Source organism: Diaphorobacter ruginosibacter (genome assembly GCF_014395975.1).
Classification (GTDB): Bacteria; Pseudomonadota; Gammaproteobacteria; order Burkholderiales; family Burkholderiaceae_C; genus Diaphorobacter_A; species Diaphorobacter_A ruginosibacter.
In genome coordinates this window covers 3,019,521-3,036,877 of the sequence record NZ_CP060714.1, presented here as the reverse complement: position 1 = coordinate 3,036,877, position 17,357 = coordinate 3,019,521, and the positions used below count along the sequence as shown (strand labels likewise).

At 63.2% G+C, this 17,357-nt stretch carries 16 protein-coding genes; 14 read left to right on the top strand and 2 right to left on the bottom strand.

From position 1 onward, the window contains the following. Window positions 1-97: 97 nt before the first annotated feature. The 4 genes from H9K76_RS13760 (at window position 98) to H9K76_RS13745 (ending at window position 5,503) form a co-directional block, all read left to right on the top strand. A complete protein-coding gene (locus H9K76_RS13760; protein ID WP_187595968.1) occupies window positions 98-598 on the top strand; it encodes a sigma-70 family RNA polymerase sigma factor in 501 nt (166 codons plus the stop codon). Beyond that, window positions 595-1,569 carry a FecR family protein gene (locus tag H9K76_RS13755; RefSeq protein ID WP_187595967.1) on the top strand — a complete coding sequence of 325 codons (975 nt, stop codon included), beginning with the start codon at window positions 595-597 and terminating at the stop codon, window positions 1,567-1,569. Before H9K76_RS13760 ends, H9K76_RS13755 begins: the two co-directional genes overlap by 4 nt. Window positions 1,570-1,647: 78 nt before the next feature. Then, the gene (locus tag H9K76_RS13750) at window positions 1,648-4,164 is read left to right on the top strand and encodes a TonB-dependent receptor (RefSeq protein WP_246475013.1); all 2,517 of its coding nucleotides are present in this window, start codon (window positions 1,648-1,650) and stop codon (window positions 4,162-4,164) included. 4 nt (window positions 4,165-4,168) lie between these two features. Continuing rightward, window positions 4,169-5,503, top strand: a complete 1,335-nt coding sequence (locus tag H9K76_RS13745) for a PepSY-associated TM helix domain-containing protein (RefSeq protein ID WP_187595966.1) — start codon at window positions 4,169-4,171, stop codon at window positions 5,501-5,503. Here the strand turns inward: H9K76_RS13745 and H9K76_RS13740 are convergent. Further along, window positions 5,385-6,008, bottom strand: coding sequence for a TetR/AcrR family transcriptional regulator (locus H9K76_RS13740; protein WP_187595965.1), 624 nt, complete (start codon window positions 6,006-6,008; stop codon window positions 5,385-5,387). The two genes, H9K76_RS13745 and H9K76_RS13740, sit on opposite strands and share 119 nt — an antisense overlap. Before the next feature lie 294 nt (window positions 6,009-6,302). Here H9K76_RS13740 and H9K76_RS13735 point away from each other — a divergent pair, with 294 nt between their 5' ends. From H9K76_RS13735 to H9K76_RS13700, 8 genes are all read left to right on the top strand, one after another. Beyond that, the gene (locus H9K76_RS13735) at window positions 6,303-8,135 is read left to right on the top strand and encodes an FAD-dependent monooxygenase (protein ID WP_187595964.1); all 1,833 of its coding nucleotides are present in this window, start codon (window positions 6,303-6,305) and stop codon (window positions 8,133-8,135) included. A gap of 38 nt (window positions 8,136-8,173) precedes the next feature. Further along, on the top strand, window positions 8,174-9,118 hold the full coding sequence (locus H9K76_RS13730) for a VOC family protein (RefSeq protein WP_187595963.1): 945 nt from the start codon (window positions 8,174-8,176) through the stop codon (window positions 9,116-9,118). 40 nt (window positions 9,119-9,158) lie between these two features. Beyond that, a complete protein-coding gene (locus tag H9K76_RS13725; protein ID WP_187595962.1) occupies window positions 9,159-10,028 on the top strand; it encodes a fumarylacetoacetate hydrolase family protein in 870 nt (289 codons plus the stop codon). A 13-nt stretch (window positions 10,029-10,041) separates the two neighbouring features. Continuing rightward, complete coding sequence (kce, locus tag H9K76_RS13720; RefSeq protein ID WP_187595961.1) at window positions 10,042-10,971, top strand: 3,5-dioxohexanoate:acetyl-CoA acetone transferase; 930 nt, start codon at window positions 10,042-10,044, stop codon at window positions 10,969-10,971. 126 nt (window positions 10,972-11,097) lie between these two features. Continuing rightward, window positions 11,098-11,805: an OmpW/AlkL family protein gene (locus H9K76_RS13715; protein ID WP_187595960.1), complete on the top strand. Its 708-nt coding sequence runs from the start codon at window positions 11,098-11,100 to the stop codon at window positions 11,803-11,805. 245 nt (window positions 11,806-12,050) lie between these two features. Further along, a complete protein-coding gene (locus H9K76_RS13710; RefSeq protein ID WP_187595959.1) occupies window positions 12,051-12,338 on the top strand; it encodes a hypothetical protein in 288 nt (95 codons plus the stop codon). Between the two features lie 188 nt (window positions 12,339-12,526). Beyond that, the gene (locus H9K76_RS13705) at window positions 12,527-13,666 is read left to right on the top strand and encodes an ABC transporter substrate-binding protein (protein ID WP_425489588.1); all 1,140 of its coding nucleotides are present in this window, start codon (window positions 12,527-12,529) and stop codon (window positions 13,664-13,666) included. Window positions 13,667-13,763: 97 nt separating this feature from the next. Further along, window positions 13,764-14,177 (top strand): VOC family protein, encoded by a 414-nt coding sequence (locus H9K76_RS13700; RefSeq protein ID WP_187595958.1) that lies wholly within the window; start codon window positions 13,764-13,766, stop codon window positions 14,175-14,177. A gap of 77 nt (window positions 14,178-14,254) precedes the next feature. Here H9K76_RS13700 and H9K76_RS13695 read toward each other — a convergent pair whose 3' ends face one another. Continuing rightward, a complete protein-coding gene (locus tag H9K76_RS13695) occupies window positions 14,255-15,274 on the bottom strand; it encodes a tripartite tricarboxylate transporter substrate binding protein (RefSeq protein ID WP_187595957.1) in 1,020 nt (339 codons plus the stop codon). Window positions 15,275-15,464: 190 nt separating this feature from the next. Here H9K76_RS13695 and H9K76_RS13690 point away from each other — a divergent pair, with 190 nt between their 5' ends. Together H9K76_RS13690 and H9K76_RS23465 are read left to right on the top strand one after the other, a co-directional pair. Further along, window positions 15,465-16,466 (top strand): AraC family transcriptional regulator, encoded by a 1,002-nt coding sequence (locus tag H9K76_RS13690; protein WP_187595956.1) that lies wholly within the window; start codon window positions 15,465-15,467, stop codon window positions 16,464-16,466. Window positions 16,467-16,722: 256 nt separating this feature from the next. Then, window positions 16,723-17,337 carry an MFS transporter gene (locus H9K76_RS23465; protein WP_425489586.1) on the top strand — a complete coding sequence of 205 codons (615 nt, stop codon included), beginning with the start codon at window positions 16,723-16,725 and terminating at the stop codon, window positions 17,335-17,337. Window positions 17,338-17,357: the final 20 nt, after the last annotated feature.

The window sequence follows — 17,357 nt, the reverse complement described above, 5'->3', positions numbered from 1 at the left end:
TGCTGCACAACGCGCCTCCAGGGGTGTTATAAAAACTAACAAGAATCATTATCAATTATGATAGGCGCCGTTTATAGAACTTCCACACTGACGCGCCATGCCATCGATTCAGTTCCAAGCCGAAGCGGATGACATCTTTCGCCAGCACCATGCATGGCTGCGCAGCCGCCTGACGCGGCACGTATCCAGTCACAGCGATGCGGAGGACGTGGCCTCGGAGACCTTCCTGCAGTTGGCGGAGGATGGCGGCCGATCGGAGATTCGGGAGCCGCGCGCGTTTCTCACGACGATCGCCAAGCGCATTCTGATCAAGCTCTGGCAACGCCAGGACCTCGAGCGGGCCTACGAGGACACGCTGCGCCACATGCCCGAAGCCGTGGCCCTTTCGCCGGAAGAGCATTCGATGCTGGTGGAGGCCATCTGCCAGATCGACCGAGCCCTGGCCGCATTGCCGCAGCAGGTCAAGACCGCATTCCTGCTGTCGCGACTCGACGGCATGACCTACCCGCAGATTGCCGAACACATGGGCATTTCGCTTGCTACCGTGGAACGCCATATGAAACGCGCCTTGCTGCAATGTGTGAGGTGCGCACCATGACGAGAGCGTCGGCAGACCCGCAGGTGATGCATGCTGCTGTGGACTGGCTGGTTCGCCATGAAGCCGAGACACTCAGCGATGCAGATCGGCAGGCCTTCGAGCACTGGCTGGGCGGGGATCCCGCGCACCTGGCAGCCTGGTCCCGGGTGAACTCCGCGCTGGCCAGCCCGCTCACAACGGTGCGTCATCTGCAGGCGCACGCCGATGGAGTGCATGTGCAGGCCGCCATGCAGGCACTGTTTCGTACGCGCAGGCGCCGCGTGCTGCAAGGCGCCCTGGCGCTGGGCGGAGTGAGTGTGGCAGCGGCCGTGGCCACCGACCGGCTGATGCCCATCGGCCAGATCATGGCCGACCTGTACACCGGCACGGGCGAGCGGCGCGAGTTCACGCTGGCCGACGGCTCGACGGTGTTGCTGGATGCACGTTCGGCCGTGGATGTGAGCGACGCATCCGGCGCGCCGGAGCTGCTGCATCGCGCAGGCGGATTGATCGTGGCTCGTTCGCATGCGGGGGCGGAACCGCTCAGGATCCGCACCAGGGATGGCTTCGCGCTGCTGGAGTCGGGGCGCATGATGAGCCGCGTTCGCGCGGATCGCACCGAAATGGTGGCCATGGATCGTCCCGTTGTCCTGCAGCCGCGTGAGTACCGGCAGGTGCTCCTGAATGCCGGCGAAGGGGTGAACTTCAGTGCGCAGAGGACCGAACCGATGCGCGGCAATCCCTTGCATCGCGCCTCCTGGCAGCAAGGCATGCTGGCGGTCGATGACTGGCCGCTGGGGGAGGTCGTCCAGGCACTTCAGGCCTATTTCCCGGGCTTCATCCGGGTTGCTCCGTCGGTCTCGGAACTGCGGGTATTCGGCATCTTCCGGCTGGATGTGGACGAGATGTTGAGCACGCTTGGCCAGATCCTGCCGGTGCGGGTTCGCCGTCTGGGGCCACTGATCTCGCTGGACGGACCGGGCGCTCGCTGACATCGAATGAAAAATAGTTGAGGGGTTTTTCCGTTTCGCCGCACAAGCCGGATAGTACAGAGCGAAAAGGATCTTCCAGTGACTACTCCCGGCCTCCAGCACATTCCACTCCGACGACACACGCTGCACGCCCTTGCGTTGGCTGCGCTCGTGGCCTGTGCTGCCATTCCCCTTGCAAGCCGAGCAGCCGATCCCTCCCAGGCATCGGCGGTGCGCATCGACATTCCGGGGGGCACGCTCGCGGAGGCGCTCACCCGCATCGGCCAGCAAACGGGGCGCAGCATCGTTGCGGATCCTGCTCTGCTCAAGGGACTGCGCGCCCAGCCCATCCAAGGCGCGTGGACGGCGGAGCAAGCCGTGCGCAAGGTGCTGGAAGGCTCCCGGCTTTCGGTTCAGGCACTGCCCGGTGGGGCCCTTCAGATTCGTGAGCAGGCGGCGCCTGCGCAGCCTTCCTCCTCGGCGGCAGCCTCCGCATCTGGCGAGGCGGCTGCCGCACCGGTCGAGCCCGCAAGCCAGCTGCCCACGGTGATCGTCACGGATCAGCGCTCGGACAGCTCGCTGATGCAGCCGACCCGGCAGGTCACGGTCATCGAAGGCCAGGAACTGGAAGACCTGCGCGCCACCTCGCCCAATCTGAGCACCATGCTGGCCAAGAGCGTTCCGGGCCTTTCGGATTCCAGCCGCAATCTCAGCGACTTCGGCATGACGCTGCGGGGGCGCAATGTGCTGGTGCTGGTCGATGGCATCCCGCTCAACACCAACCGGGACACGTCGCGCAACCTGGTGAACGTCGAGTTGAGCCGCATTGAGCGCGTCGAGGTACTGCGGGGCAGCAACGCCATCTACGGCAGCGGCGCTACCGGCGGCGTGATTTCCGTGACGACGCGCCCCGTTGGAGGCGAGCCCGTGGCTCGCACCACCGTGGGCTTCGATTCGTCGCTCTCGCACCTCAGCAGCGAGGGGTTGGGCGCGCAGGTACAGCACTATCTGTCGGGTGCGGGCGAGGTCATCGACTACGAGGTCGATATCTCGGCACGCCGCACCGGCGGCGCCTTCGACGGTCATGGGGACCGCATCGCTCCGGATGCGAGCCAGGGTGACCTGTTCGACTCCAACACCTACAGCCTTGGAGGCAAGCTCGGCTTGCGCATCGACGGCAACCAGCGCATACAGTTGGCAGCCAGCCATCTTCGCACCCATCAGAAAACAGATTATGCGAACGACCCGGCCGTCAATCGCGCGGCCCTTGGCAGCGTTGCCGCCAGAGCCATCAAGGGCCTGAGCCTGGCAGAGCAGAACCAGGTGGAGAACACGTTGCTGAGTGCGAGCTACGAGAACAAGGACCTTGCAGGAAGCATGCTGACCGCCATGGTTTACGGCCGTGACAACTACGTGCGATTTGCCCCGTTCGATGCGCGCAGCAACACCAACCGCGGCAACTTTGTCGATCAGGTCATGCAGAACAACAAGGTGTTCGGCGGCCGCCTGACCGTCACCACGCCGTTTGGCGAAGACAAGCACACCAAGCTCGTCTGGGGGGCGGACTACATCCAGGAGCGCAGCAACATGCCGCTGGACACCTTCGACGCGGCCACCTACGACGCCAGTGGCGGCCTGGTGTTCCGGCGTACGGGGCAGCGCATCTACATGCCGTGGGTGAGCGTGAAGAGCGCTGGTGCGTTCGGGCAGCTCCAGCACAAATTCAACGATCAATGGTCGGCGGAAGGAGGTTTGCGCTACGAGAAGTCGCAGGCAAGCCTCGATGACTTCCAGCCGCTTTCGCAGTCACGCCTGCCCCATCCCGCGACCGTGTCCGGAGGCAAGGTGTCCTACGACGCGGTGCTCTACAACGCCGGGGTGACGTTCAAGCCGGTGAAGAACCACGAGGTCTATACATCGTTCAGCCAGGGCTTCGACCTGCCCGACGTAGGCCTGCAGCTGCGCAACGCCGGAGCCAACTTCGACATCAACTCGTCCGAGCTGGAGCCGGTCAAGACCGACAACTACGAAATTGGCTGGCGCGGTACGTTCGGCAACACGCTGGCGACACTCGCCGTGTTCCATTCGCGCTCCAACCTGGGGGCCGTGCAGTCGTTCAACAACGGACTGCACCTCACCCGCACGCGCGAGCGTATTCGCGGCGTGGAGCTGACCGCCGATCACTATGGCGACGAATGGGCCACGGGCGGCACCCTGACATGGATGCAGGGCCGGGAGACGCCGCCCGGTGCGACCAGCGACCAGAACATGACGGGCTACCGCATCCCGCCGCTCAAGATCACCGGCTATGTGCAATACAGTCCCAGCGAGCGCTGGAGCCTGCGCACCCAGTTCAACTGGTTCGGCTCGCGAGACTATCGCCTCGCCGACGGCAAGACCCAGTTCGCACGAGCGGACGTGAAGAGCTACTACAGCGTGGATGTCGTGGGCCGATACCAGTTCGACAGCAAGAACCAGCTCACCGTCGGAGTCCAGAACCTGTTCAACAAGTACTACCTGCCGCTGTACAGCCAGCTCATGCGCAGCGGCAAGAACGACAGCCGCCTGCCCGCAGCCGGCGCGACCCTGACGGCCACCTACACACACCACTGGTGATCCTGTGACGGGCCGTAAGTTCTGGGTGGCGCTGCATCGCTATCTCGGCCTTGCCATGCTGTTGTTCCTGCTGGTGATCTCGGTCACCGGCAGCCTTCTGGTGTTCGGACACGAGATCGACGCATGGCTCAACCCACGCCTGCTGCGTATCTCCCACGAACAGCCCGCTGCCCATGCACCGCCCGCCCTGGGCGCGGACGAGCTGCTCAGGCGCATCGAGCAGGCGGAGCCACGCCTGCGCGTCAGTCTCATGCCGCTGAGTGCCCCGGAGGGGGAGTCCTACGAGGTGCGGGTGGAGCCGCGCATCGATGTCGCCACGGGCAGGCCCCATGCGGTCGACTTCAACCGGCTGTATGTCGACCCGGCCACCGGGCAGATTCTTGGCCGGCGCCAATGGGGAGCGATAAGGCTGGATCGCGCGCACTTCATCCCCTTCATCGACGTGCTGCACCGTACCTTGCACCTGCCCGGCAAGTGGGGCATGTGGCTGACGGGGGCGGTCGCCATCGTATGGCTGGTGTCCTCGCTGCTTGGCGCATGGCTCACGCTCCCGCGCATGGCGTCGTCGGGGCAGGGGTTCTGGCGCAAATGGAAGCCCGCATGGAGCATCAAACGCGGCGCAGCAGCCTCCAGGACCGTCTTCGACCTGCATCGCTGCGTCGGACTGTGGAGCCTGCCGGTGGCTGTCGTGCTGAGCACATCGGGGGTGTACTTCAATCTGGCCGATGAGGTTTTCAAGCCGCTGGTCAGCTGGTTTTCAACGGTGCACCCGCATCCGGTGCGATCGCTGCCCGTTGTTGCGGAAGGGAATCGCCAACCTGCCTTCGGCATCGATGAAGCAGTGATGCGTGCTCGTGCTCACCTGGCCCCGGCAACCCGGCACTACCAGCCCTGGTATGCCAATCATCTCGCCAGGCAAGGCGTGTATCGCATTGCCTTCAAGGAGCCCGGAATGCTGGAGCGCGCCCTCAGCGTACGCTACGAGCAGATCTACCTGGACGACCAGACCGGCGATTTGCGCGCCCTCTATGGCTACGACAACGGCACGAAGGGCGAGCGCTTCGTGATCTGGCAATACCCCTTGCACACGGGGCGCGCTCTTGGCTGGGGAGGGCGCCTGATCGTGCTGCTGGGCGGGCTGGCGGTCTGCACCATGATCATGGCAGGCCTCCTGGTCTGGCGCAGCAGACGACGGGCTCGGGGCGGGCCTCGCCTGGGGCTCAATACTCGAAGCGAGGGCCCGATTTTCCCTCGCGAACCCACGTCCAGCCATGAAGATGCTTGCGGGAAAACAGCAGGCTCTGTTCACTTCGGTCGGGATCGCACCCCAGACCTCTGAGTGCCATGCGAATGCATTCGTCCATGTAACTCTCGGGGTTGGGCACACCCTTGCCAAGAGAGCCAATTCCCGCGACGAGGGTGCTCAGCTCGATATCCAGTGCCACATGGTCGTCGGCATAGTTGAATTGCCCCATCGCTCTGCCTTGCTTGAGGTCTTCGCGCATGTACCCGGCCATCAGCTGCTTGTTGTCCAGCGGTGCCGCACGAATCATGAAAGAAGCCCATTGGGGGTCCGCAGTGGCACGCATGAGGAACAGGCGGCAGCCCACGGCGAATCGCTGGCAAGGCTCCTGCAACATGTCATAAAGGGGCAGGCACGCGCGCGTCATCTCGTCGCTCTGCTGCTGCACCAGTGCTTGCAAGGCCTGTTCCAGCGTTTGGAAATGCAGATAGAAAGTGCCGCGTGCAACCTGGGCGCAGCTGACGATGTCTCCAATGTCGGGAGCCGACTTGCCCTCCTGTGTGAAGGCCGCAAAGGTGGCTTCGAGCAGCCGGCTGCGCATCGTCTCACGCCTGCGCGCGGCCACCTCGACGCGATGGTCGGGCAGAGGGGGCGCCTTGTCTCCAGATGTACCTCTCATGAAGTCTTCTTCCTGTGCCCTTGAGATCAAGCTGACGACTTGTCATTTTGACGTCGGGAAAGTGATCTTCATTCTATTGCAGGCAATTCATAAAGTTGCACTTACTCGTTAAGCCCGATGGGCAGTACCACCACGGAGAGGGCGCTGGCAAATGGCGCACTTTGATCGCGGCGGTACGTGCGCACGAGATCTATTGCAACTTAGGAAGGAAGAGACATGAAAGAGCTGAATGTTCCCGTTTTGATCGTAGGCGGTGGCGGGGCTGGTCTGACTGCGTCGATGACGTTGTCGTCGCTGGGTGTGAGGCACCTGCTGGTCAGCGCGTTTCCGGGCACCTCGATTCTGCCCAAGGCCCATGTACTGAATCAGCGCAGTATGGAGATTTTCACTGAAGTGGGCGTGGCTGAAGCCATCTACGAGCGCAGCACGCCAGCCGAGAACATGCGCGCCACCGGATGGTATGCGGGCATGGCTGGGGACCACGAAGCCTATGGTCGTACCTTGGGTCACTTGGAAGCCTGGGGCGCTGGCTACACCGACCCGGACTACATTGCTGCAAGCCCTTGCCGGACCTGCAATCTGCCGCAGATTCGACTGGAGCCGCTGCTGCGTGCCCATGCGGAAAAGCTCAATCCCGGCAACGTGCGCTTTCACCACGAACTCACGGGGCTCAAGCAGGATGCGGAAGGCGTGGTTGCCACCATCCTGAACAAGGACACCAATGAGACCTTGCAGGTGCGTGCCCGCTACCTGCTGGCAGCCGATGGAGGCCGCACGGTGGGCCCGATCGTGGGAGTCAGCCTGACGGGCCAGCGTGACATCATCAAGATGGTGTCGATCCACATGACGGCGGATCTGTCACCCTGGCTGCACGACGACGATGTCCTGATCCGCTGGCTTGTCAACCCTTCGTTCGGCGGCTCATGGGCCAGCGGTGTGCTCGTGGGCATGGGGCCTGAGCACTGGGGAACGAAGTCGGAGGAGTGGGTCTTCCACATGAAATATGCGACCGACGATCCTGATGCGATGAAGGACGAAAATGTGCTCGCCCGCATGCGTGCCACGTTGGGGGTGAAGGATCTCTCGGCCAAGGTCCACAAGATCTCCACCTGGATGATGGAGGGCGTGCTCGCCGACCACTTCCGCAAGGACAGTGTCTTCTTTCTGGGTGATGCGGCCCACCGCCACCCGCCCACGGGCGGCCTGGGACTGAACTCCGCCGTGCACGACGCCTACAACCTGTGCTGGAAGCTGTCTCTGGTACTAGCGGGCAAGGCGGGTGATGGCCTGCTCGACACCTACGAGGCAGAGCGCAAGCCCGTCGACAAGGCCAATATCGATTGCTCCATTGGCAATGCGATGAATCACTTCAAGATCGACCAGGCGCTCAACCTCTCAAGCGACAAGTCGGCGGAGGACAACTGGGCCGAACTCATGCCGTTGTGGGACGACAGTCTGCCGGGCTCCGCGGAGAAAAAGCACGCGCTGAACGCTGCCATTGCATCCCAGACCATGGAGTTTCACCACCACAACGTGGAGTTCGGCTACCGCTACCACTCCACGGCGGTGATCGACGACGGCAGCCCCGCTTACGTACCGCTGGACCCCGTGCGCCTCTATGAGCCGAGCACCAGGCCCGGGCATCCTCTGCCGCATGCCTTTGTCGAAATGCAGGGCGAGCGTGTCGCGTTGAGCGGCCTCGTCGCAAGTGGCCAGTTCCTGGTGATTGCCGGTGAGCAAGGCGGAGCATGGGTCGAGGCAGCCAGGACGCTGGCGCAAGCCAGGGGCTTGCCCATCAAGGCCTTTACCCTGGGCCTGGCTGACAGTGACTACATCGACGTGCGCATGGCATGGCTGAAGAACCGGGCGATCAGCGCCAGGGGAGTGATCGTTGTGCGCCCGGACCGATACGTCGCATACCGCTCGCTCGCGGAGCACGCCGACCCCGAGGCCGAGCTTGCAAGCGTCTTCGATTCGATCCTGTCCGTATCGAGCGATGAGGATGGCAGCTTGGCCGTGGCCCGTGCCGGTTCGGTGGAACTGGTGTAGTGGGGCGCGCCCCTTCGTTTTCACAGGAGGAAGCCATCATGTCCACATCACGCAGGTACGACCGCCTGGGCGTGCATTCGATCGGCGAGTTCCACATGACCGTGCCCTCCCTGGCCGATGCGGAGCAGTTCTACAGCGCCTTCGGCCTGCGCGTAAGCCGCGAAGGCGCGGGCCTGGTACTGCGCGCCGCGAATGATGCGCATGTCTGGGGACGCTTGAGTCAAGGTGCGAAGAAGCGATTCGACCGCCTCAGTTTCAATTGTTTCGCGGACGAGGCTGAGCGGCTCTACGTACATATCGAGGCGCAAGGCTTTCTGCCCATCGCCACGCCTGCGGGAGCCCATGCCGATACGGATGCCGTTGGCCGCTGGTACCGAGATCCCGATGGCCTTGAAGTGCAGGTGCGGCCGGGGCCCAAGACGACCATCGACGAAGCCCGTCACCAAAGCCCGGCGCTGCCGCTCGACGGTACCCGGTGCGCGCCGATGCGCAGCAAGGCCAAGCCCGCGCTGCCGCAGAGGTTGTCGCACCTGGCCTTGATGACACCGTCGGTGCCGGCGCGCATGGCTTTCTATGTGGGCGCGCTGGGCCTGCGCCTGTCGGATCGCTCCGGCGATGGCGTGGCCTTCCTGCATGCTCCCCATGGTGGCGATCATCACCTGATCGCGCTGGCCAGGGCGCCAGGTGCTGCGTTGCATCACCTGAGCTGGGACGTACCCACCATCGAGGACGTGGGCAGCGGCATGAGCCGTCTGCAGGCCGCAGGCTACACGACTGGCTGGGGAGTGGGGCGGCATGTACTGGGCTCGAACTACTTCTACTACGCACAGGATCCCTGGGGGAGCTGGAGCGAACTCTCCGCCACCATGGACTACATCCCCGCGTCCGCCGACTGGGAAGGTCTGGACCACCCTGCCGAGGATTCGTTCTACCTGTGGGGGCCGCCGCTCGATCCGGTTTTCTTCGCAAATTCCGAAGCCTGAAGCTGCGTTATCTGCTTTGTAAAAATACCAAAGGAATTCCATGAAACTCATTACTTTCGAATGTCGCGGCCATAACTCCATCGGCAAGGTGGTCGATAACCAGGTGATCGACCTGCCCGCAAGTGACGCTGCGCTGCCGCGAACCATGCGCGAGTTGCTGCAGGCCGGGCCGGTCGCGCTGGAGCGTGTGCGTGCGTTGAAATTGGAAAATTCCGTCAGCTGGCCGCTGGCCGACGTGCGACTGCAGGCGCCGGTTCCCAATCCGGAGAAGTTCCTGGCCATCGGCATGAACTACACCAAGCACAAGCAAGAGGCCCTGGATGCCGGCATGCAGGTGCCCAACACCCAGATCTGGTTCAACAAGCAGGTCTCTTGCGTCAACGGCCCATTCGATCCGGTCCACCTGCCCCGCGCATCGGACAAGGTAGACTACGAAGCCGAACTCGGCGTGATCATCGGCCGCCGCTGCCGCCATGTCAGCGTGGCCGATGCGCCCTCGGTCGTCGCTGGCTACGTGGTCATCAACGATGTGTCGGTGCGCGACTGGCAGATGGCCTCGCCCACCATGACCCTGGGTAAGAGCTTCAACACGCATGGCCCCTTCGGCCCCTGGATCGTGACAGCAGACGAAGTGCCCGATCCGCACAATCTGAACATGCGCATGCTGGTCAACGGCGAAGTGCGCCAGGAGGTCAACACCGGCGAGTTGATCTACAACATCTGGGAGCAGATTGCGCATCTGTCCACTGTGATGACGCTGGAGCCCGGCGACGTTCTCGCCACAGGCACGCCGTCCGGTGTGGGCGTGGCGCTCAAGCCACCACAGTTCCGCAAGCTGGGCGACGTGATGCGTGTGGAGATCGACGGCATCGGTCACATCGAGAACGTGGTCGTTGCCGAGCCTGCCTGAAGGAGATCCCACCATGGCACGCAAAGTCATCATCACCTGCGCCGTCACCGGCTCCATCCACACGCCGAGCATGTCGCCGCATCTGCCGCTCACGCCCGACGAGATCGCTGAACAGGCGATAGAGGCAGCGCAAGCTGGAGCCTCCATCCTACATTTGCACGCCCGTGACCCGAAGGATGGACGCCCCGCGTTCGATCCCGCGATTTACCGGCAGTTTCTGCCGCGCATCCATGCCGCCACCGATGCGGTGATCAACATCACCACGGGCGGCTCCATCACCATGACGCTGGAGCAGCGCATGGCTGGCGCCCTCGATGTGTCGGCCGAGATGGCCTCCTGCAACATGGGCTCGATGAACTTTGCCATCTTCCCGGCACTGGAGAAGATGAAGGAGTTCCGCCATGACTGGGAGCGCGACTACATCGAGGGCACGAGGAGCAGCATCTTCCGCAATACCTTCGCCGATATCGAGCAGATCTTCGAGCGCCTGGGCCATGGGAATGGAACGCGCTTCGAGTTCGAGTGCTATGAGGTGGGGCATCTGTACAACCTCAAGCACTTCGTGGATCGCGGCCTGGTGCAAGGGCCGATCTTCCTGCAGTTCGTGCTGGGGGTCCTCGGCGGCATTGGACCCGACCCGGAGAACCTGGTGCACATGAAACGCATGGCTGACAAGCTCTTCGGCGACCAGTACCAATGGAGCGTGCTGGGCGCGGGGCGCCACCAAATGCCGTTGATCACCCAGGCAGCGCTGATGGGCGGCAACGTGCGCGTCGGGCTGGAGGATTCCCTCTCAGTGGGAGCCGGCAAGCTCGCAACGTCAAACGCCGAACAGGTGCGATTGATCCGCAGCGTGCTTGAGACCTTGGGCATGGAAATCGCCACGCCTGCCGAGGCTCGGCAGATGCTCGGGCTCAAGGGCCGCGACAAGACCCGGCTGTAGGCCGCCTGCCCCTGCGCTGGAGCCGAGTCGCGGCGGGCTTCCCCCATTTTGATGATGTCGGACACCGGATCGGGCTTCACGGGCTACCGGTGGAGGACGAGTGTCGCTTAAAAAAGGAGACAAAGCATGTGGACGTTCAAGTATGATTCAAAGGCGGTCTGCGGGGCCGTCTTGCTGGGATCGGTGGCGAGTACGGCAGCAGTGGGTGCGGAGCCGCTGCTCAATTCCGTGCAGTTGGGCGTGGCCTCCGTGAGGTTCCATACGAATTCCGGATACCTGAGTGGGCCACCCGGCACCACGCCGGAGGGGGCGCAGGCCGACGTCAAGGATCGGGGTGCCCTGGCATTCCTCTACGAGCGACGCCTTGGTGGTCCGTGGTCTGTCACCGTGCAGGGCGGTGTACCGCCGATCGTGACCATGAAAGGGGCGGGAACCGCCGCGCCGCTGGGCGAAATCGGTTCCGTGCGTGCATGGTTTCCGGCCGTGCTTGGTCACTACAACTGGGAGCCCACGCCATCGCTGACCTTGCATGCAGGTGCAGGGGTGCACTACACCTTCTTCACGGATGGCGTTGGAAACGACGTCTATAACTCCGCATTCGGCGGCACCTCCACCCGCGTGCATTTCTCGCCATCGCTTGGGCCGGTGATCAAGGTAGGGGCCTCATGGTCGTTTGATCGCAACTGGTTTGTGGATCTTTCATATAACCGTTACTGGATCCGGACGACCGCAAAGGCCACCACACAAACGCCGGGCGTGGGGGAGATCACGCGCAGGGTCAAGGTGCGTACGGAGCCCGATGTCTTTGCTCTGACGCTGGGCTATCGTTTCTGAGTCTAGACACACCCAGGAAGCCCTGATTGCCGCTTGCGTGCCCTGTACGCGATTGCGCGCCCCGAACTCCTTGTAGACATGCATGTAGACGAGGGGAGGATGATGCTTGGGGCCGAAGAAGCCGATGGCAGGGCCCAGTGCATTGACTCGTTGTGCTGGGGTGGCGCAGAGCGGCCCCGCCTGTGTGCGCGACGGGATGGCATGTCATATACTGTGTATTAATACAGTGTTATTGACCAATACCCATGCAAACTGATCAGATCGCTATCGCCATCCTCGGAATCCTGGCTGTATGGACGTCGCAGTCCCGCAGCGACGTGGTTCGCCGTTGGGCCTGCATCTTCGGGCTGCTGGGGCAGCCGCTCTGGTTCTATACCTCATGGTCCGCGGAGGATTGGGGCCTCTTCGCCATGAATGTGCTGTATGCGCTGGCCTGGATGAGGGGCCTGTGGGTGTATTGGTTCAGGCCCGCGCGCCGCCGGGCCAAGTCAGAGCTGGGCGTCATCCAATTGGCGCCTGAAGCAAGGAAATGAGACATTCATTGGCTGGGATGATGGCTTTGCAGGGGCTCCCTGATTGACTCATATCAATCACCTTGGCATTTGAGCCCCACTCGTGAAAGCGATACCCCTTCTGCTCATCCGAAGTGTGAATATTTGCTTCATATGTCGCTAGACTGCGGACACTGTCGTCATTGACAAAGTCATTTGCAGGAGGAGACATGACATTGAATTCCCTATCGTTTGCCTGCCGGCAACTGCGTGCCGTGGCTGCCCTGTGTTCTGGGCTGGGCATGGCATCGGCGGCGCAGGCCGACATCCTGATCGGCCAGACCACGGCCGTGACGGGGCCCGTGGCGGCCAGCGTGGGTGAAACCTTGGTGGGCGTGAACCTGTATCTGAACAGCATCAATGCCAAGGGAGGGGTGCATGGGGAGAAGATCCGCCTGATCACGCTCGATGACAAGTTCGAACCGAAGCAGGCCGGCGAAAACGCCCGTCGCCTGATCGAGCAGGACAACGTGGTCGCGCTGTTCATGAGCCGCGCCACTCCGCATACGGAGGCCATCCTGCCGCACCTGGCCAGGCATGGCGTTGCATTGGTGGCGCCGTCCACGGGCGCCATGATCTTTCATCAGCCGGTCAATCCGCTGGTGTTCAATGTGCGGCCGAGCTATCAGGCCGAAACCGAGAAGGCCGTCGAGCACCTGAAACTGCTCAACCTGAGCCGCATCGCGGTCGTGCATGTGGACGACAGCTTCGGTGAGGACTGTCTGGCCGGCGCGATGAAAGGGTTCAACAAGGCCGGCATGAAGCCCGCCGCCGTCGTCAAGGCCGATCGCAGCAAGCCTGACTATGCCGCCATCGTTCCGCAACTGCTGGAGGCCGAGACCCAGGCCGTCATCTGGATCGGCTCCAGCGTGGCGGTGAGCGATGGCGTCAAGGCCCTGCGCAAGGCCGGTTCTGCGATGCAGGTGATCACCGTGTCCAACAACGCTTCGTCGGGCTTCACCAAGCAGCTGGGCGATGCCGTGCGGGGCGTGATCGTGACCCAGGTGTTCCCGAGCGAGCGCTCGATGAGCTATGCCATGAACCGTGAGGCCGCCGCGCTGGCGAAGGCCGACAGCAATGTGACCTTGTCGCCCTCGGCCATGGAGGGTTTCGCATCGGCCAAGGTGCTGGTGGAGGGCCTGCGCCGCGCCGGCCCCAAGCCCACGCGCGAGAAGGTGGTGGCGGCATTGGCCGGCATGAACCACTTCGACCTGGGCGGGCTCGAACTGGGCTACGGCCCGAACGACCGCACCGGGCTGAGTTTCGTGGAGCTGTCGATCATCGACGCAAGCGGCCAGTTCAGGCGGTGATGCGGTCCCCGCCCAGGCCGACACGGGCAGATTCCCTGTGCCGGATTCCATGCTCCCATGCGGGTGAACCGGGATTTCGGTGTTATCTTCGCCCCCCATGCAAAGTCTTTTTCATCTCGCTTATCACGTCACCGATCTCGAAGAGGCGCGCAAGTTCTATCGCGATGTTCTGGGCTGTGCCGAAGGCCGCAGCACGGAGACATGGGTGGATTTCAATTTCTTCGGGCACCAGATCTCGCTGCACCTGGGCGAGCCTTTTCCCGTGACCAATACCGGCCGCGTCGGCAATCACATGGTGCCGATGCCGCACCTCGGGCTGGTGCTGCTCAAGCCGGACTGGCTGGCGCTGGCCGAGCGCCTGAAGGCGGCCGGCACGCAGTTCGTCCTCGAGCCCCAGGTGCGCTTCGAGGGCGAGCCGGGCGAGCAGTGGACGATGTTCTTCCGCGATCCCTGCGGCAACCCGATCGAGGTGAAGGGATTCACCAGCTGGGAGCGCGTGTACGAGCATTGAGAACGTGCCCGCGATCTCCACGGGCCCACGGGCGTGTCCGCAGGCGCGGCCTCGGGCGGTGATCGCTCCGGCCGCTCTCAAATCCTCACATCCACGCCCTGCAGCACCTTGCCCACGCGGTCGTAGTCGGCAAGCAGTTCGGTGCGCAGACTGGGGGAGTCGCGGTGCGTTCCGGACTCGAAGCCCGCATTGCCAAGCACCGTCTTGAAGGCGGGTGCATCCATGGCCTGGTGCACGAGCTTCTGGATCATCAGCTGTTTTTCGGCGGGCAGGGCACTGTTGCACCACAGCCCCATCCAGCCGGTGTAGGTGAGCTGCGGGAAGCCCAGTTCCTGGAAGGTCGGCACGTCAGGCAGCAACGGCGAGCGCTGGGGTGACGTGATCGCGATGGCCCGGATCTTGCCCGACTGGATGAAGGGCAGCGATGTCGCCAGGCCGTCGAACATCAGCGGGATGTGGCTTCCCATCACGTCATTGAGGCCCGCCGTTGATCCCTTGTATGCGACATGTTCCAGCCTGGCCCCGGACGCCTGGCCCAGGATGAGCCCGGCCACGTGGGACATCGTGCCGGGACTGTACGAGGCATAGCTCAGGCCTTGTTTGCTGGATTTGCTCAGCGCGATCACGTCCTTGAGGCTCTTCACGGGCAGGTCGGGCGCTGCCACCAGCACGATGCCGCCGCGCGCGAGTTCGGCCAGCGGCATGATGGCCTTGCGGGTGTCGTGGCGCATCTTCACGATGTGCGGAATCTCGCTCACGATCGAGCTCACCCCGACCATCAGCGTGTACGGATCGACCGGTGCCTGCAGCAGGTCGTTCACCGCGATCACGCCAGCGGCGCCCGGCTTGGGCTCGACGATGAAAGGCTGCTTTGCCGTGCGATTGATCTGGTCGCTCAGTGCGCGCGCCACCACGTCGGCCGATCCCCCGGCAGGCCCCGCCACATAGATGTGCACGGGCTTGTCCGGCCACTGGGCCTGTGCCGTGTCACCCTTGGCCTGCGAGAAGGCCAGGCCGGGCACGGTACTGCCGAGTGCCATGGCGGATGCGGCGCGCAGCAGGCTGCGGCGGGGAAGGCTGCTGTATTCGGTGTTCATGGGGATGTCTCCTGTTCAGGGGTCTGCCGCGATTTGCAGCATTGTTTTCCACTCCAATGTAGAAAAAAGATAGAGTTTGTTTTTCTCTTTTCATGTCATTTACTTCTCTTTTGACGATGGGCGCTATAAACCCTGATCGAAATCAGTGTGAAGTCGAGAAAACTTTGAGTCGTCTTTGGGGTTGCGCGTTATGGATACATTGGTCAGGGCTGTCACGCTGAACGGGTTCTTGCATGTCTGCCATCAGCATGGCGTCAACTCCCATGCGCTGCTCAGGCAGGTCGGGCTGGATGCGAGCGCGCTGGTCGACTCGGATCGGCACATCTCGGGAGAGACGCTCTGCAAGGTGCTGGAACTGGCCGCCGAGGCGTCGTCCTGCGCGGCCTTCGGGATCCAGATGGCGCATCACCGGCAGACGCTCGACTTCGGCATCCTGGGCGTGCTCATGCGACACAAGCCCAGCCTGCGCGACATGTGGCAGAGCGCCATCCAGTACCGCAAGCTGCTCAACGATGCCACGGCGATATCGCTGGAGGAATCGGGCGAGCTCAGCGTGCTGCGCTTCGAACTGCTGATCGACTCGCAGATTCCGCAGCGCCAGGCCTGCGAGCTGGTTGCGGGAGTGATGCTGCGCACCTGCCAGTCGGTCCTGGGAACCGCCTGGGCCCCGAAGGAGGTGCGCTTCATGCATCCCGCGCCTCAGGAGCAATACCAGCACAAGCAGTTTTTCGGGTGCCCGGTCACCTTCAACAGCGAGTTCAACGGCATGGTCCTGCGCCACGTCGACATGGCCGCACCCAATCCGGCGGCCGATCCCGAACTGGTGCGCTACGCCGAGAACATCCTCATGCCGATGCGGGCCTTCGGCGAGAACGCGCTGCTGCAGGAAGTGCGCAAGAACATCTATCTTCTGATGCCGCTCGAGCAGGCCTGCATCGAGCGAGTGGCCGAGCAGATGCACCTGAGCACGCGCACGCTCCAGCGCCAACTGGACCACAACGGCACCAGCTTTTCGGAACTGCTCGACACCGTGCGCAAGAACCTGGTGCTGCGCTACATGAACAACAGCCGCTATTCGATCGGCCAGGTGGCGTCGCTCACCGGCTATTCGCGCCAGGCCTCGTTCACCCGGTGGTTTCAGGCGAACTTCGGCACGAGCCCGCGCCAGTGGCGGCAGACGCATCTGGCCTGATGCCCGCTTTCCTCTTCTGATTCAATGATTTGGCGCCCCAGGGCGCCCGCTTAAGTGTTTTCCATGAGTGGCGCTCATGGAAAAAAATCTGGCGCGAATAGAGAAATTCAAGCCAACCCGGTTTCTATAGTTCGATCAGGCAATTTCATTGCAAACGAGCAGGAGACGACGGGTGACAAGCGCCGCAATCAATCATCGAGCAAGCGCGGGAAATGAGTTTCCCGTATCCCCCAGGCGGGCGTGGTTTGCGTTCGCCATGATCTTCCTGCTGATGCTCTCCGATTACATCGACCGTCAGATCGTCGTGTCGCTGTTTCCCCATCTGAAGGAGGAGTGGCACCTGTCGGACAAACAGCTTGGCGCGCTGGTCTCGGTGATCTCCGTGGTCGTGGCGCTGGGCAGCCTGCCGGTGGCGATGCTGGCCGACCGCCTCGGGCGTGTGAAGAGTGTCGTGGCCATGGCCGCCATTTGGAGCGGCGCCACCATCGCCTGCATGTTCGCGGGCAACTATGCACAGCTGTTCGCGGCCCGCGCCGTGGTGGGCCTCGGCGAGACCGGCTATGGCGCGGTCGGCGCGGCGCTCGTCAACGGCCTGTTCCCCAAGCGCTTTCATTCGACGCTGCTGGGGGCGTTTTTCGCCGCTTCGGCGCTGGGTGCCGTTCTCGGCGTGGTGCTGGGGGCTTCATCGCGGAGCACTGGGGCTGGCGTGCTGCCTTCGGCGCGGTGGGCATTCCAGGAATGGTGCTGGCGCTGCTCTTCATCTTCGTTCCCGACTACAAGACCACGCGTGCGCCCTCCGCCCCGAAGAAGGCCGGCGGCCGTGCGGGTGGGCATCCCGGGCCGTTGCTGCGCACCTTGTACGAATCGCTGACCCAGGGCCCGACATTGATC